The sequence below is a fragment of the Cytobacillus gottheilii genome (genome assembly GCF_001636345.1).
GTDB classification, from domain to species: Bacteria; Bacillota; Bacilli; order Bacillales; family Cytobacillaceae; genus Cytobacillus; species Cytobacillus gottheilii.
Genome location: NZ_KV440945.1, coordinates 629,526 through 645,160, shown reverse-complemented (window position 1 = coordinate 645,160; position 15,635 = coordinate 629,526). Strand labels below are relative to the sequence as shown.

The 15,635-nt window shown below is 39.8% G+C and carries 15 protein-coding genes; 4 read left to right on the top strand and 11 right to left on the bottom strand.

What is annotated here, in order from left to right:
• Positions 1-58: 58 nt before the first annotated feature.
• From A6754_RS03060 to A6754_RS03020, 9 genes are all read right to left on the bottom strand, one after another.
• Entirely contained in the window at positions 59-1,051 is a 993-nt protein-coding gene (locus tag A6754_RS03060; RefSeq protein ID WP_066442457.1) for a carbohydrate kinase family protein, read from the bottom strand.
• Positions 1,052-1,065: 14 nt separating this feature from the next.
• Positions 1,066-1,704, bottom strand: coding sequence for a DUF624 domain-containing protein (locus A6754_RS03055; RefSeq protein WP_066442456.1), 639 nt, complete (start codon positions 1,702-1,704; stop codon positions 1,066-1,068).
• A gap of 18 nt (positions 1,705-1,722) precedes the next feature.
• Entirely contained in the window at positions 1,723-3,105 is a 1,383-nt protein-coding gene (locus tag A6754_RS03050) for a glycoside hydrolase family 32 protein (RefSeq protein ID WP_082851797.1), read from the bottom strand.
• 5 nt (positions 3,106-3,110) lie between these two features.
• Positions 3,111-3,956, bottom strand: coding sequence for a carbohydrate ABC transporter permease (locus tag A6754_RS03045; RefSeq protein ID WP_066442454.1), 846 nt, complete (start codon positions 3,954-3,956; stop codon positions 3,111-3,113).
• Between the two features lie 13 nt (positions 3,957-3,969).
• Entirely contained in the window at positions 3,970-4,881 is a 912-nt protein-coding gene (locus A6754_RS03040; protein ID WP_257297394.1) for a carbohydrate ABC transporter permease, read from the bottom strand.
• Positions 4,882-4,943: 62 nt separating this feature from the next.
• Positions 4,944-6,212 (bottom strand): sugar ABC transporter substrate-binding protein, encoded by a 1,269-nt coding sequence (locus A6754_RS03035; protein WP_066442453.1) that lies wholly within the window; start codon positions 6,210-6,212, stop codon positions 4,944-4,946.
• A gap of 163 nt (positions 6,213-6,375) precedes the next feature.
• Positions 6,376-7,485 (bottom strand): response regulator transcription factor, encoded by a 1,110-nt coding sequence (locus tag A6754_RS03030; protein WP_066442452.1) that lies wholly within the window; start codon positions 7,483-7,485, stop codon positions 6,376-6,378.
• Positions 7,478-9,217, bottom strand: coding sequence for a sensor histidine kinase (locus A6754_RS03025; protein ID WP_066442451.1), 1,740 nt, complete (start codon positions 9,215-9,217; stop codon positions 7,478-7,480). Before A6754_RS03025 ends, A6754_RS03030 begins: the two co-directional genes overlap by 8 nt.
• Positions 9,214-10,446 carry an ABC transporter substrate-binding protein gene (locus A6754_RS03020; RefSeq protein WP_066442450.1) on the bottom strand — a complete coding sequence of 411 codons (1,233 nt, stop codon included), beginning with the start codon at positions 10,444-10,446 and terminating at the stop codon, positions 9,214-9,216. Before A6754_RS03020 ends, A6754_RS03025 begins: the two co-directional genes overlap by 4 nt.
• Positions 10,447-10,671: 225 nt before the next feature.
• Here A6754_RS03020 and A6754_RS03015 point away from each other — a divergent pair, with 225 nt between their 5' ends.
• The 4 genes from A6754_RS03015 (at position 10,672) to istB (ending at position 14,095) form a co-directional block, all read left to right on the top strand.
• Positions 10,672-11,235, top strand: coding sequence for a DUF7713 domain-containing protein (locus A6754_RS03015; protein WP_066442449.1), 564 nt, complete (start codon positions 10,672-10,674; stop codon positions 11,233-11,235).
• Between the two features lie 559 nt (positions 11,236-11,794).
• On the top strand, positions 11,795-12,841 hold the full coding sequence (istA, locus tag A6754_RS03010) for an IS21 family transposase (RefSeq protein WP_257297393.1): 1,047 nt from the start codon (positions 11,795-11,797) through the stop codon (positions 12,839-12,841).
• A complete protein-coding gene (locus tag A6754_RS23130; RefSeq protein WP_257297392.1) occupies positions 12,810-13,343 on the top strand; it encodes a hypothetical protein in 534 nt (177 codons plus the stop codon). Before istA ends, A6754_RS23130 begins: the two co-directional genes overlap by 32 nt.
• The gene (gene istB, locus A6754_RS03005; protein WP_371806972.1) at positions 13,340-14,095 is read left to right on the top strand and encodes an IS21-like element helper ATPase IstB; all 756 of its coding nucleotides are present in this window, start codon (positions 13,340-13,342) and stop codon (positions 14,093-14,095) included. Before A6754_RS23130 ends, istB begins: the two co-directional genes overlap by 4 nt.
• A gap of 356 nt (positions 14,096-14,451) precedes the next feature.
• Here the strand turns inward: istB and A6754_RS02995 are convergent, their stop codons facing one another.
• Together A6754_RS02995 and A6754_RS02990 are read right to left on the bottom strand one after the other, a co-directional pair.
• The gene (locus A6754_RS02995; protein WP_257297391.1) at positions 14,452-15,081 is read right to left on the bottom strand and encodes a hypothetical protein; all 630 of its coding nucleotides are present in this window, start codon (positions 15,079-15,081) and stop codon (positions 14,452-14,454) included.
• A gap of 126 nt (positions 15,082-15,207) precedes the next feature.
• Positions 15,208-15,441 carry a Mu transposase domain-containing protein gene (locus A6754_RS02990; RefSeq protein ID WP_066442447.1) on the bottom strand — a complete coding sequence of 78 codons (234 nt, stop codon included), beginning with the start codon at positions 15,439-15,441 and terminating at the stop codon, positions 15,208-15,210.
• Positions 15,442-15,635 lie beyond the last annotated feature (194 nt).

The following is a 15,635-nucleotide window of genomic DNA, read 5'->3' as shown; positions in this document are numbered from 1 at the left end:
TGGTAAATAGAACCAGCGGGTGTTGGACTCATTAAGCAGCAAGTACTTTAACACAATACTACTTTAAACCAGCGGGGGTCTGGCCCCCTAAAAACCTCACTATATCCCCCATCCCTGGCAAAGACGGAATCGCCCCCATAACAGATGCGGTGTAAGCACCGCACGCATTAGCAAACATCAGCATGTCTTGATGGTTTGATTGAATATACTCTACCGATCGGTCAACAGTTACACCGTTCTCCATTAATTTATACAAGCATGCTCCCATAAAGGCATCTCCAGCACCAGTTGTATCGGCTACCTGAACAGTAAAGCCTGGTGAGTCATAGTGCCCCTGTTTTGTATAAAGCTCTGCGCCATTGGCTCCTTTTGTATAAAGCACCACCTGTACATCCCCTACAAAAAGAGAGCGGATGGCTTCTTCTTTATCGGGTATCTCAGTGATAAATTCCAGCTCTTCGTCTGAAATCTTTAATAGATGAGTGAGGGGTAAGAACTCGTGTATGGCATTACGGCAGCTGGTTGGTTCTTTCCATAATGACAAGCGGACATTGGGATCAAAGCTGACTAGCCCACCTCGTTCCTTTATCGCTTGGATTGCTTTCTTATGGGCGTATTTCATAGGGCTTTCTACTAAATCAACAGAACCAAAATGGAGATAATCCTCTTCTGTAAACCATTCTTCTTTTATTTCTTGTTCAGTTAATAATAGATCTGCTGAAGGATTTCGGTAAAAGGAAAAATCACGATCTCCATCATTTTTCAGAGATACGAAAGCAAGGGCTGTGTTCGCTTCGTCTGTTCTATAGATTTTATCGACCTCGACCTTGCTGTTTTCTAATATACTTATTAGATAATCGCCAAAAGCATCATTACCCAGCTTTGTAATTAGAGAACTTTTTCCTCCTAATTTGGCAATTGAAGCTGACACATTGGCCGGAGCACCGCCTGCCACTTTTTCAAACGCAGTAGAATTTTTTAATGCTGTCCCTTTTTGGGTGGCAATAAAATCTATTAAAGCTTCTCCTATACAATAAACCTTCCCTTTCATGATTCACCTCTTCTCTATCTGGATACGAACATGGCCTCGTTCGTTTTCTGCGTTTGGGGCATTTCCCTCTCCATGTTTGCTGTGTACCTGTCCCCAAGTCTTACGACAATACAGGATACGAGAATGTAGGCAAACATTATGAAAATCGGAAATTGCCAGCTGACTAAAAGGCCTGCAAGCCAGAACATAATGGTGGCGAAGGAAGTTTTGAGGTCCTTCATCGCTAGGTAAAGGGCAACTTTGAAAAGTTTCCACCCCTTACTCTGATTTTGGATTAAACAGGGAAAAAGGGCAGTTCCGAGTAATAACCAGAAAATAACTCCGGTTGTTATGACTGAGAGAAAAAGAATATTCCAATTTGAATCGATTTGACTTATAACATATAAATCAATGGCTAAAATGATTCCTGCAACGAGCCATCCATTTACCACGAGTAGTCCCTGTTTAAAATAACAAGGGTACAACTGAAGAAAGCTGCGTAATACACTATCATTTTTATTTAGCTGCCATTCCCTAATCACCGCTAGGACCGTCAAGCAAGTCGGTCCAATGGTGATAATCGGAAGACATCCAACCACCCATATACCAGCCAGTATAAGAACATTGGCTATTTGACTAAGAAATCTCCCCGTTTTCCCATTCCAAATCCCCATTACACCTCAACCTTTCCTCTATAGCGAAATACGTTTCACTTTTATTTGTTTGGCGTTAATAGGTTCACCCATTCCACTTCTTATCGTCATCTCACTTATAGCATTGACTGGATAGAAGGTTTCTGTCATCACTGCACTTCCCCCGTTAATAAATACCTCAATAGATGTTCGATCAGCAATTATTGTCATATCTTCAACCTTTTCAAGAGGCATTACATCTACACTTGCAAAGTGTTCAGAGAAATCTATGAATCCACTATTGGTTCGATCAATCCGAAATTCCTTCGCTCTCTTATCAAACGCAAGTTTTAAACCACCTAATTCAATCGTAAACGAAGGTGCATTTTCCAGGTTCATTTCAAAGGTATAAGCCCCTGACGGCACATCCACCTTAATCTCTTCAAGGCACTCATTCGCTCGTTCAAGTACATTTTCTCCCTTTAACTCAATAGGTCTTTGTATTAAAACATACTCAGCCTCTCTTTTTATTAAAGAAAGTGTTCTTGGAATGGACATGGCACCCCTGAACTCATCAGTAGGAGTCTGATTTGCATATTGCCAATTTGACATCCACCCCACCCAGGTTGGTTCCTCTACACCACTCCAGGTCACTGCTGCATAAAAATCTCGACCCCAGTCAGCCCACTTAACATCTGACTCCTTTTGATCGGTTACAAACGTACGTCCATCAAACTCCCCGGTGAAATACTGAATAGCAGATCCGCCATTTGGTCCACCTGGGTTTAATGACACTATCAGTACCCACTTCTTTTCTTCTTCCCCTTCTACTTGAAGATGAAGTAAGTCCGGGCACTCCCAAACCCCGTCATGAGTTCCATATGTTTCACCAAAAGAAGATAGATGCTTCCATTCCAACAGATTCGGCGATCCATAGAACCGAATGTGATCTCCGCAAGCTAAACTCATGATCCATTGAGATGTTCCTTCATGCCAGAACACCTTCGGATCTCTGAAATCCTTCAGTCCCGGATTAACGATCACTGGGTTCCCGCTATACTTCACCCAGGTCCGGCCACAGTCATTCGAATAAGCAATACTCTGCTTTTCATTGTCCTCTCCATGGTGAGTAAAAATGGCGACTAGAACCTTTTCTTCTCCCGTCTGCAAGCCGCTAGTATTATTCCAATCAACTACAGCACTGCCAGAGAATATCGCTCCCAATTCATCTGGATATAAGGCAATTGGCTTTTCTTCCCAAGTTACTAGATCCTTTGAAATCGCATGCCCCCAGTGCATCGGTCCCCAGACGGTACTTTGAGGATGATACTGGTAGAACAAATGATATTCTCCTTTGTAAAAAACCAATCCGTTTGGGTCATTGATCCAATGTTTTTCCGGACTAAAATGAATCTCAGGACGAAACTTCTCTACTTTATTCATTTTTATCACCCTTTCACTCCACTTGAGGTAATTCCCTGAACGTAATAACGCTGGAAAAAGATAAAGATTAGTATAACCGGTATGGTGGTCAGAGTAAGAGCTGCCATAATCTGCCCATACTCAATCGTTCGATCGGCAAATAAATACTGAATTCCTACTTGAACCGTCTGAATTTTTTTGTCAGTTGCAACGATCAGCGGCCACATAAAATCACTCCACTGGCTGACAAATGTTAAAATAGCCGCTGTTGCAAATACCGGTTTCGAATTAGGTACGACTACACGCCAGAAGGTCTGCCACGGACTCGCTCCATCGAGCATTGCTGCTTCTTCCAGTTCCTTGGGGAAACCCATAAAGAACTGACGGAACAAGAAAATATTAAATGCCGAAGCAATAAAAGGAACAATGAGAGCAGGATACTCATTAATCCAGCCTAACGAGTTAACAACGATATATAGAGGAATTAACATACTTTCAAATGGCACTACATAGAGAGCGATAATCACTAACAGGATAAAGTTGCTAAAAGGGAATTTCAACTTTACAAGCGCATAGGCACAAAGGGAATTAACAAATAATCCAAAAAGGACGGTTAAGGACACAGTAAGTATGCTATTCCACATGTAATGAAAGAAGTTTACCCGCTCTGAAAATAAGATGGCCATATAATTATCAAATGTGACCTCCTTCGGAAAAAAGGCGGAGAATCCCATATCCTTAAATATCATTGTTTCTGGTTTTATCGAAGCAATAATCATCCAAAGAAGGGGGGCTATAAATAGAAAGCCAAGGACGAGAATAACAATGGATAAGAAGACTTTTTTCATTTTTTCTTTTGTTTGATAACTCATACATATCCCTCCTTTACTGCTTTAATACTTTCTTTAAAATAAAGGATGAAACTAACACAATAACAAAAAATACAACTGCGATTGCGGAAGAATAACCAACATCCCTGAACTGGAATCCATTTTCATATAACATGAATACCAAGGTCTTGGTCGAATCACTGGGTCCTCCATTTGTCATCACAAAAGGCTGAATAAACAAACGGAAGGCCTGAATCGTTGTAATGATTAGAACAAACCCTGTCACATGAGAAATACTAGGCAGCGTAACATGCTTAAACTTCTGCCATACATTGGCTCCGTCCATTTCTGCAGCCTCATACAGCTCTTCAGGAACATCCTTTAGTCCTGCTAAAAATATCATCATCTGAAATCCGGCCGCTTGCCAGACACTCATAAAGATGATTGAGTTCATCGCTTGGTCTGCACTCAACAGGAATGGCTGATTTTCAATTCCAAAGAAATTAAGTGCATTGTTAATAATTCCGCTATCAACGTTGTATAAGAACGTCCAGAGAATGGCTACAACCACCATAGAGGTAACAACAGGACTAAAGAAGAACACTCTTCCGATCCCAGCTACCTTGACCTTTTTATTTACAAGCAGAGCAAGGCCTAAAGCCACTGAACATTGAATAGGAACAACCAGGATAGTAAAATAAAGCGTATTTTTTAAGCTTGTGAGAAAAATAGAGTCTTGAAAGAGTCTGATATAGTTATCTAATCCCGTGAATACTTTCCCATCAGGGTTCAGCATGTTGTAATTCATAAAACTGTAGACAAATGCCAGAATAACCGGCAGGATTAAAAAGGTAAATAAGAGAATCAATGCAGGCAGTGAAAATACCACACCCAACAACCGTTTTTGCTTCTCGTACGTCATGGGTTTTTTCTGACTGACAGGTACGACCGTTGTTTTAACTTCCATCAAAATCCACCCTTTGTTCAGAAACAGACAACCATCAACCGATGACTGTCTGTTTCCCTGTTTTATTTTCGAGCGATATCTGCATCGACTTCTTTTGCGACTTTATCCAGCTCATCCTGAACATCTCCACCAAGGAAGATATTTTGAACCGCCTGCCCGTACTTAGTAGACAATACCGGGTAAGAAGTGGTCGCAGGTCGTGCATGTGCTGTATTTAACACTTGTTCTTTTAACACGTTCATTGGCTCTTGATCCCACTCTGTTAAATCAGCCATAGAATCGGTTCGAGATGGCGGTGTACTTTCAACAGCAGCAATTTTGTTTACATTATCCTTCGTATTAATGAAGTTTAGTAACTCTCCCGCTGCTTCTTTATTTTTTGTACTTGTGGAAATTCCCCATGTCCAGTCACCGGATGGTGAAACCTGGTCCCCGTTTGGACTTTTCGGATAGTAAGTAATTCCCCATTCAGTTTCAGGATACCCTTGCAGTTTCGCCCACTGCCATGAGCCCATTAGCATCATCGCTGCATTTCCATCTTCGAACTCAGTAGGTGTTGGCTGAAGATTCACTAGCCCTTCATTCGTGAATTTTTGTAAAAACTTAATTGCTTCAACTGTTTCAGGACCATTCACATATCCCTCTGAAGTCGATCCATCTTCTGCTATGAAACTGCCTCCATTACTCCAGACAGCGGGTCCTGTAAAGTAGATGATCCATTCACCGTAATCAAGTGTCCAGTTCACCCCATAGATTCCCTTTTCCTTATCCGTTAACTTCTTAGCAGCTTCGTAGAATTCATCCCACGTCCAAGCATCCTCAAGCTTAGTTGGCGGAGAGATTCCTGCATCAGCTAACATTTTCTTATTGTAAAAAAGGGCAACTGTAGACTCTGTTGGTCCAATAGCGTAGAGCTTATCATTAAATGTACCTTGTTTAATCGCAGAATCTACAAATTTATCTTTTTCTTTTACTACATCATCAATCGGCTGGATAATTCCTGCATCTGCGTAGTTAGCAACATTCGGACCATCCATTGCCACTAAGTCTGGCAAGGTATTACTTGTTGCTGCAGCAGAAATCTTATCTTCATAGGCATATTTATTTCCTCTTGGAATGTACTCAATTTTCGCTTCAATTTCTCCCTCATGTTCTTTATTGAACTCTTTAAGGATTTCATCATAAGCCACCGACTTGTCACCCTCTGGATGCCAGAGAGTCAATTGAACCTCTCCACTTTCTGATCCACCCGCTTCCTCGTTACTACAGGCAGCCAATGACCCAATGGATAGCATAGCAGCTGCACTCAAAACCAAAAGCTTCTTAAACATTTGATTTCCCCCTTTTATATAAAGCGTTTTCACATCTTAATCATACAAAAAGTTAAGCGCTTTCAAAATGTGGCATTTCTCTTTTTCATGTTGAAATTTCTCTTGTGAACGTACGATTTATCACATATAAAAAAGGACCACTATGGGTCCCTAAAATTTACAATTATTTTTTTCGATATTCACTTGGAGTCACTTTCACTCGTTTTCGGAACACCTGGCTAAAATACCGGGAATCCGTGTACCCCACCTTTTCAGCAATCTGATAGGTTTTCAAATCGGTATTTTCTAAGAGAAAACAAGCCTTTTCTATTCGATAACTGGTCAAGTACTCAAGGAATGTCACACCTGTAACTTGCTTAAAGTGGGAACTAAAGTAGCTGACACTCATTTGGACTTGAGCTGCAGTTTGTTCGGCAGAAATATCTTTATTATATTGCTCTTTGATATAACTAATTGCCTCCTCAATAGTATCAACTACTGTTTTTTTACTATATTGTTCTTCCCTAAACTCCTTTAGAATCTGGACTCTTTCTTCTGTCAACCTCTGAACAGCTAACCAGTTTTGCAGTTCCTTGATCTCTTCATTTAGCTCTATTTCGGAATGTATGAATCCCCCAATTAATACTTTGTGTTGATTCTCATCCCAATCTTCCCATGTTCTCTTAAGTAATGAGAGGTCATTCGATGGCCATTCCACCAGCACGACCATCATTGTGTTTGAGAGTGAATAGCAATATGTATGATCCTCAAACGGTGGAATATCTAATACTCCTCCTTCTCTCTCGACCACCACTGGGATAAGAGACGGGAAAGGGTCCAGGATTACTGATGGAGCGGATTCCGACGTAAAAGCCTCATATAAATGCTGCTTAAACACCCTATATTCCCGGTCAATTTGATTCTTTAAATGTATAACTCCCCTCCTGATGCACCCCTCAAGCTCCTCATAATCCACAGGCTTAAGAATATAGTCAAATGCATTATGTTTAATTGCCTCTTTCGCATATTCAAAGTAATCATACCCGCTGATCATGATGGTTAGCGGGCTTTTCGGAAGGGCAGCCAATTGCTTAAGCAGGTCTATTCCTGTCATTCCTGGCATTGATATATCCGTTAAAAGAATATCCGCTTCTTTTTCTTTACAAAGGGCATACGCTTCTGTTCCATTTTTTGCGGTACCTATTACTTCACAATCTAACTCTCTCCAAGGGATAATAATCTTTAAGTTTTTAAGGATTAATGATTCATCATCTGCAATAACAACCTTAAACACCAGAACCACCCTCTTTTATTGGAAAAGAAATACGAATGATTGTCCCTTGCTCGCTAGAACAAACCATTAATCCATATTTCTCACCATAATATAGTTTTAAGCGTTCATGCACATTTCTAATTCCATGCCCATTCTTCGCTTGGCCGGCCCGTTTTTGATGAAGTTCTTCAAGAATGCGGGGAGGAATTCCTCTTCCATTGTCTTCGATCCAAAAGCACCCGTCTTTCTCTGTTTTTGTCCCTCGTATCGCAATCAATCCATTTTCCTCCTGTGCAAATGCATGAGCGAGGATATTTTCCACTAGCGGCTGGAGGATCAGCTTTAGAACAGGTTCAACTTGTAATGCTGGATCGATTTCCACCTTGTAATGGAAAAGGTGCTCAAATCGAATTTTCTGTATTTCCAAATAACTGACCACATGAGAAATTTCTTGCTGAACAGTCACCTCATAACTTCCATTAATGGAGATTCTAAGGAGACGCCCGAGATTTAACGTCATTTTACTAATTTTCTTTTGACCACTTGAAGCAGCTAGCGCATTGATGGATTCCAATGTATTGTATAAAAAATGCGGGTTAATTTGTTGCTGCAGTACCTTGAACTCTGCCTGTCTGTTCTTTTCTTCTTCTTCTCGAATTTGATAAATCAAGTCTTTGATTCTTTGAACCATGGAATTAAATCGAGTGGATAAGTCGTTCAGCTCTCTTAATGGGTAATCCTTCATTTTTGTCTCCAATACACCCTTTTCTACACTTTTCATACTCCATTGAAGAGATCCAATAAATCCGGCAATTCTACGCAAATAAAACCAATTAAAACAAAAAGCCATCAAAAGGGCCAATCCACTTAAAAGGAATGTTATAACACGAATATACACAATTCCCTTTGAAATTTCGTTCCAGGGCTTAAGGGATACCATCCATATATCCTCTTCTCCAGCAAATGTCATGGATGAAGGTTTATAGGTAATCAATTGCTTCTCTTTATTCCATTGATCCAGCAGATAACCTGTCTCACCAGAATGTAACTGATGTAAGGAATCAATATCTAATCTCCGCCCAATCAACTCATGATCTGGAGCATAAAGAATGGTCCCCTTTTTATTAATAAGCAACTCTGCAGAAGCTATCTTTGATTCAGAAGTAAATACTTCATCGAATAAGTTGAGCCTCATATAAACCATCATATATCCTAATGGTTCTAGCGTATCAATATCATGGATATAACGCCCTTGTGCTAGAAAATCATCCTCCTGTTTTTCGAAAAGAGATTTTTGTATATTGGCTGGATTCCCCCAGGTGGTTCCACCCTTTTTCTCTTTCATTTCATTTAATACTACTTCAGGGATATTCCAATGGAACTCATCACTAGATTGATAGAGCAGTTTGCCTTCCTTGTTATATAAGTTCATCTGCTGAATCTGTGCATTTGCGTGCATGACCCCTACAATTGCCTGACGCTGGTGGTATAAATCAATCAGGCTTTCTTCATTCTGACTCAATAGGAAAGAGTGTAAATCTCCTGAAGAAATGAGATAGTCTGAAAAGTGATTCACCTCCTCCACCGCCTCCATTAGATTTCGATCTAATACATGTAAGGTCTGTACGGTCTGATTAGAAATCGTTTCCTGAAGAGTCACGGCAGAAATTCGATAAGAGATGTAACCCAGAATCGTGATCGGCACTAATACGAATACTAAGAAAAAGACAATAATCTTGCGCTGAAATGTCATGGTGTCTGCTCCTCATTCGAATAGGTTCGAAACATCTCTTCTAACCGGCTTAAATATCCTCTACCATCTAAGTCTTTAAAATACTGAAGAGTGTGCAGCCGATACTCTGTTTCTGCACGCGTACCTCCCAGCCAGTAGTGATTAGGCCAGTTTACGGTATCTCCATCCTGCACTTTTTTTGATATTAAACTTAGCACTTCTTTTGTCTCTTGGCTCCCTATAATCGTGCTGACTGAGCCTTCATACAAGGAGAGCCTTTGAGCATTTTCCTGTTCAGTTAGAAACGCTAGAAACAACTTTGCTTCAATTGGAAATTCTGTAGCCGAAGAAATGCTAATCCCAATGTCCACACCTCCCAACACACGATTTTCAGCAGGAAGATTAGAAACAGGAACTGGGAATATCCCATATTCCAAATCAGGATTCAACTTTTCAATCATAGGCAGCGACCAGGTCCCCATAATATACATGGCCCCCTTCCCCTGAGCAAAAGCTTTGTTTGCTTCATCATATCCCATGACGAAGGAACTCCTTGATGTGTATGAGAGAAGTGTTTTAATTTTTTCGTTTATTTCTACCCATTCCTGCTGATCTTTCAGATGCAAATCTCCTGTCCAAAAAGCAGGGGGGAACCTGTTCGCTACAAAATTCAAGGTCACTATACTCGTTTGTTCTGGTTCTTCATTTGGCATAAGCAGCGGATTTACCCCTGATGCCTGAAGAGTCTCTAAGGTCTTAACCCACTCATCCCAGGTCACAGGAATAGGCAGATTTAATTCTCTAAAAAGTTGCTTGTTGTAAAGCACCCCAACCGAATTTTGAGTGAAAGCAGCCCCGTACATACGTCCATCTACACTATATCTTTGCTGAATGGTCGGCTGGACTCTATCCAAAAACAATTCACGAGTGATGTCTAGTAAATATCCATTTTTCACACGAATGATATAATCCTGCTCCAATGGATAAGAGATAAATAAATCTGGTGCATCCCCACGCGCCATCCGATTCTTAAGAACAGCCATCCCATTGGGTACAATCACCTGCTCTATCTGAATATCCTGATATCTAGCCTCAAACTCCAAGATTAGTTGTTCAAAAATAGGCCGAGTCTCTTCCTTCACACTAAAGAACTCCAACTTTTTCATTCTCTTTTCTTGGGTGATGTTGGGCTCAATTGAACAAGCAGCCACTACTAAAATCATCAAGGACAACAAAATTATGTTCCTCATCTACTACCATCCATTCTTGGGGACTGGTTTCTTGTCCCATTAGTTAGTAAGCGCTTAAATTATACTTATGATATCAGAATTTTTAGTTAAAAAGAAGAGTGTGCGGGGAGAGGTTTTGTGATCTTGGGGTGGGGACAGGCACTTGGAATACTGGGTCGAGGAACCTGTCCCCCTAAATCCTAGACACAGATTGTGATAATATAAAGAAAAAAGCAGGTGAATGGGATGGCAAAGTGTGATTCCTGTCGTTCAAATGAAGTTAAAGCTCATATGTCAGTGGAAGACGGGCAGATGAACTTATGTAATGATTGTTATAACGAATACATGGCTGGTGAAGTGGGGGTCGAGCTAGAAGATTTGCTGGAATCTTTTTCGCTAAAGGATGCTGACGGAGCTATACGAACCTTTCATGTAGAAAGTCGTTTATATTATAATGGCATTTTCTTAGAGGCAAAGGAGAGTATAGAGTTCGGTTATACGTTTGCTGTTCATGGTGAACTAGAGGATGATCAGCAGCAATTGCTCAACAGATTAATTGCTAAAACAAAAAAAGGAATCAAAGATAAATATATTGAGTCCAAAGTTTTTCTAGATGGTCAGCTATATGAGTCATTTGCAAAAGATCATTTCGTTGGCCACATTGAGTATGATGAATCTTCAGAAGGGCTGCCTCTCATAATTATTGATGGAAGAGCCTACACCTGGGAAGAAGTCGGCAGACTAATCATGGCTTACGAAGGTTTTCAAATGAAAGTAAAGATGTATGATCAGACAGATGATATTGACTGATTAGATTTTACTAGGCTAATCATTGAAGGACGCTCGGGTGGTGATAGATACCATTCGGGTGGTGACAGGCACGAGAATTATTAAGCACCTTATTACACTCATTCCAAACAGTTTCGCTGGAAGTTTAAAATCATAATGGATGGCTGTTTTCATATTCAAAGAATTAAAAATAAAAAATTGTTATCGATTAAAGAAGTCACCGAACAGGAATTACTGGCATTAATCCAATAAGGTATTTGTAAAAATATAACTCACAACAAGGAAGTGATTAACCTAATAAACAAACTTTTATAAAAAACATTTTTGTCAAAGTGACATTAGTGTTTTGACACCCCTTGTTTTGACACCCCTAAATTACCGAAAGTTGACGTTATTGCCTGTCCAGATGATTATTGCAGTGAAAATGAGCCGCTTATGCGGAGTTTTGAGCCAGTCATTGCGGAGGAAAGAGCCACCCTTTGCGGAATGCAGGGCCATTTTTAATAGAATAAAGAAGAGCCTCCTGTATAATAACCATGCATGCCAGCAAGCATGACATTGTTATACAGGAGGCTTTTTTATGGTTAATTACCGTAAGATTTTGGAACTTCACTTTGAAAAAGTCAGTCAAAGAACGATTAGTTCAAGCACTGGGCATTCAAGGAATACAGTTTCAGATGTCATTCAACGTGCCAAAAAACTTGGCGTGGAAAACTTGAATGACACCATGAACAACCCATGGCTAGAAGCGTTTCTCTCCCCAGAGAAACAGGCTGTTGAGAAAGGGTACTTCCCAATTGATTGGGAAAGAGTGCATAAGGAACTACAAAAGAAGAATGTTACCCTGTCCCTATTGCATCACGAGTATTCGACAGAGGCACGTAATGGTGGAAAGATCCCCTATGCCTACCGTACTTTTTGTGAGAACTATGTGAAATATGCGAAAAAGTATAAACTAACGATACCTATTCGCAGAAAACCAGGTGAAGTGATGGAAGTGGATTGGGCTGGTACTACATTGAAGATTAATGACCGTTCAACAGGAGAAATGCTTCCTGCGTATGTTTTTATTGCAACCTTACCTTATAGTCAGTTCAGTTATGTTGAAGCATTTTTAGATATGAAATCAGCTAATTGGGTTATCGCTCATATTCATGCATTGGAGTATTTTGAAGGAGTTCCTGAAACAATGGTTCCCGATAATTTGAAAACAGGGGTTACGAAAGCACATCGTGAAGATCCTCTTCTAAATGAAGCCTATCGTGAAATGGCAGATTACTACAGTACTGTCATTGTTCCAAGCCGTGTTCGAAGGCCAAAAGATAAAGCAAGTGTCGAAGGCACTGTTGGATATATTTCAAGGCAGATTATCGCTCCACTAAGAAACGATCAGTGTTTTCATCTTCAAGATTTAAATCAGAAAATCTTTGAAAAGTTAGAAGAAACTAACACCACTGAATTTCAAAAGCGACCAGGTTCGCGTAAAAAGGTGTTTGAGGAAGAAGAGAAATCCTACCTTCAACCGCTTCCTCAAACCAGGTATAAACTTGCGGAATGGAAAACAGCAAAAGTTCAACTGAACTACCACATCCAAGTTGATCGAATGTATTATTCCGGTTCCATATGATTATGTCCGGGAGAATGTCGATGTTCGACTGACCACGGATTTAATTGAAGTTTACTTCAAAGAAGTCCGGTTTGCATCACATAAACGACAACATGGTGAAATTGGCCAGTTAGAGACCAATCCAGACCATTTGCCTGACAATCACCGATTATATTTAGATCATAATCCAGAAAATAACCGAAAGTGGGCAGAAACAATTGGACCATCTATGACTCAAATTGTCTCTCATATATTAGAAATGAACGTAGAGAAAAAAGCATTAAATAGCCTTAGCACACTGAGGAATATAGCTAAGAAATACCCAAATGAAGAAATAGAGAAAGCAACAGAAACCTTACTTAAAATTTCAACAAACCCAACGGTTTCTGTCTTTAAAAGTGTAGTAGAAAGAAATAAGAAGAAAAAACAAACTAAAAAAACGGATATTAACAGACCTCGCACTACATCTGCCGACTATGGATTTGTCCGAGGAGCTAAATACTTTGGGAGGGATACAAAATAATGAACCAAGAAACTTTACGTAAACTAGTAGAAATGAAAATGGGTGCGATGGCGGAATTATATCAGCAGCAAAAGCAGAATAATGATTATAGGGACATGGACTTTGATGATAGATTCAATCTCCTGGTAGATTATGAATATGATAGACGTAAACCGAATCGACTTGAACGACTAATAAAACAGGCTACACTCAGCGAACCTACAGCAGCTATTGAAGATATCGAATATCATCCGGATCGTAATTTAGATAAGAATCAAATACTAGAGTTAGCAACAGGAAATTACCTTCAAAATCACCATAACATCATTTTAATTGGCGCCTCTGGGAACGGAAAGACGTGGATATCCAATGCCTTTTGGGTACATGCCTGTCGCCAATTTTATAAAGTGAAATATATAAGGTTACCAGAATTACTAGATGAATTAGCTGTAGCAAAGTATGAAGCAGATGGCAGCTTCCGTAAGTTAATACAGAAGTACAAAAGGATTGATTTATTAATCCTAGATGAGTGGCTACTAACAGAGCTCTCAGAGGAAAATGTACTTCATGTGTTGGAGATTATTGAAGCAAGGCTCAAAAGAGCCTCAACTATATTCTGTTCTCAATTTTCACCAGAGCGATGGCATTCCAAACTGGGACAGGCACAAATAGCAGATGCGATTCTTGACAGAATCGTTCATGATTCATATAAGATTCTAGTTGATGGTGAAGTTTCGATGAGGGAACGCCATGGATTGCGGGTATTTAAATGATTCCTCCAGCAGTTGAAAACCGTATAGCTAAAATATTTTCTGAATATGTATTTACCTGATAAGGTACAGCAGGCTGTAGAGGAAAAACTATTACCCTCCTGCATTTGGAACGATGAAGAGGATAAAGATCAGGATGAATTAGTTCGTTGGGCTATTGAGATTATTGATCAGGAATTAAGAGATAAGAGATTCAAATAATAATATAAACAACCATTGGAGCGAGTGAAGTTCCAATGGTTGTTTATATTATTAGGTCATTAATAAGAATGGCTCTCCCCCCCCCGCACTTAATGGCTCAGTTGACCGCAAAAAGTGGCTCAAATCTCCGCACTGATGACTCAATCTGTCCGCAATACTCAGGCTTCTTCTGTTTTTGTGCGTACCTTTTTTACGGCAGGTGTTAGATTATCAATCCTCAAGCTCATTGGAACACCTCCAGATTGTTTGAATAACATCTGAAGTCCATGAAGGAAGCACTCTTGGTTTTCAGATGGAAGAGGTACTGCAAATCCAGCATTACTATTTGGATAGGACATGATTAATGCTCGTACGTCCACCAACTCTCCATCTTGTACGGCTTCCATTACTCCAAAATCTACTTGTGCTTCCCCCGGTGGGTGATCAAGCCGTTCGTACCCTTTATCACTTTCCACGTTATGTGTATTAATCCAATCTTGAATGAAATAACAGAGAGTCCGATAGGACCCCTTGAAGCCTAACTCTTGTAGTTCTTCAAACAATTTCTTCTTAGATCTTCTATCCTTTCTTCGTAGTTTCGAATCCTCAAACAACCAGTCTGAGACAATCTCTCCCCATTTTTCTTCATACATCATCCCCTTTTTTGGAGAGATCTTTGTTGTTGGGATTTGATCCTCATCGGCATATTTCTTAGCTGTTCTCCAGTTTATCTTTAATGTTTGCTGTATCTTGGTAATAGATAATCCTTTGTTGTTTCTCAAGTGTTTGATACAATTAATATCAGACATTGCTAGCATCCTTTCTCTTCCTCCACTCTAAAATTGATTCGACACCAATTACAGTAGAGGGACTTGGGGTGACTGGCAAGTCTTTTTTTTATTTGCCTATAAAAATAGTGCAGGACTCTGCATTTTTTACCTTGCAAAGCTCTGCACTTCTATTTTGCAATAAACAGGTACGGAATAAAACATGCTATCGAAGGAAACGTGATAGTCAGGTGCTACAGTTGTCTTTTTCCATTCAGACATTTTATAAGGTTCTATCGGAAGGGGAGAAAGGGCGAATTTCTCTTCTTCTTCAAATGCAGACAAACGAGACCCTTTTTTCCGAGTAAAGGGTCTTTTATTAAATTCATCTAATTTCTTCATAACCTCTTCGTTCAATTCATCAATAGTAAAGTGTTAATGACGTTCTATACTGTCCTGAAATTGACGTTATTAATTGTCCTAAAACTGACGGATTCACTGTCCAATATGAAGGGGAAGCAACCCTTTGCTTCCCCAATTATTTTACAAATCAACCATATGGTTTTATTTTTCTTAAGGTAAAACCTAACATCCTT

Bases quoted from the DNA above. Each gene is read 5' to 3' on its own strand.
- A6754_RS03060 (WP_066442457.1), bottom strand. From the start codon at position 1,051: ATGAAAGGGAAGGTTTATTGTATAGGAGAAGCTTTAATAGATTTTATT.
- A6754_RS03055 (WP_066442456.1), bottom strand. From the start codon at position 1,704: ATGGGGATTTGGAATGGGAAAACGGGGAGATTTCTTAGTCAAATAGCC.
- A6754_RS03050 (WP_082851797.1), bottom strand. From the start codon at position 3,105: ATGAATAAAGTAGAGAAGTTTCGTCCTGAGATTCATTTTAGTCCGGAA.
- A6754_RS03045 (WP_066442454.1), bottom strand. From the start codon at position 3,956: ATGAGTTATCAAACAAAAGAAAAAATGAAAAAAGTCTTCTTATCCATT.
- A6754_RS03040 (WP_257297394.1), bottom strand. From the start codon at position 4,881: ATGGAAGTTAAAACAACGGTCGTACCTGTCAGTCAGAAAAAACCCATG.
- A6754_RS03035 (WP_066442453.1), bottom strand. From the start codon at position 6,212: ATGTTTAAGAAGCTTTTGGTTTTGAGTGCAGCTGCTATGCTATCCATT.
- A6754_RS03025 (WP_066442451.1), bottom strand. From the start codon at position 9,217: ATGACATTTCAGCGCAAGATTATTGTCTTTTTCTTAGTATTCGTATTA.
- A6754_RS03020 (WP_066442450.1), bottom strand. From the start codon at position 10,446: ATGAGGAACATAATTTTGTTGTCCTTGATGATTTTAGTAGTGGCTGCT.
- A6754_RS03015 (WP_066442449.1), top strand. From the start codon at position 10,672: ATGGCAAAGTGTGATTCCTGTCGTTCAAATGAAGTTAAAGCTCATATG.
- istA (WP_257297393.1), top strand. From the start codon at position 11,795: ATGGTTAATTACCGTAAGATTTTGGAACTTCACTTTGAAAAAGTCAGT.
- A6754_RS02995 (WP_257297391.1), bottom strand. From the start codon at position 15,081: ATGTCTGATATTAATTGTATCAAACACTTGAGAAACAACAAAGGATTA.
- A6754_RS02990 (WP_066442447.1), bottom strand. From the start codon at position 15,441: ATGAAGAAATTAGATGAATTTAATAAAAGACCCTTTACTCGGAAAAAA.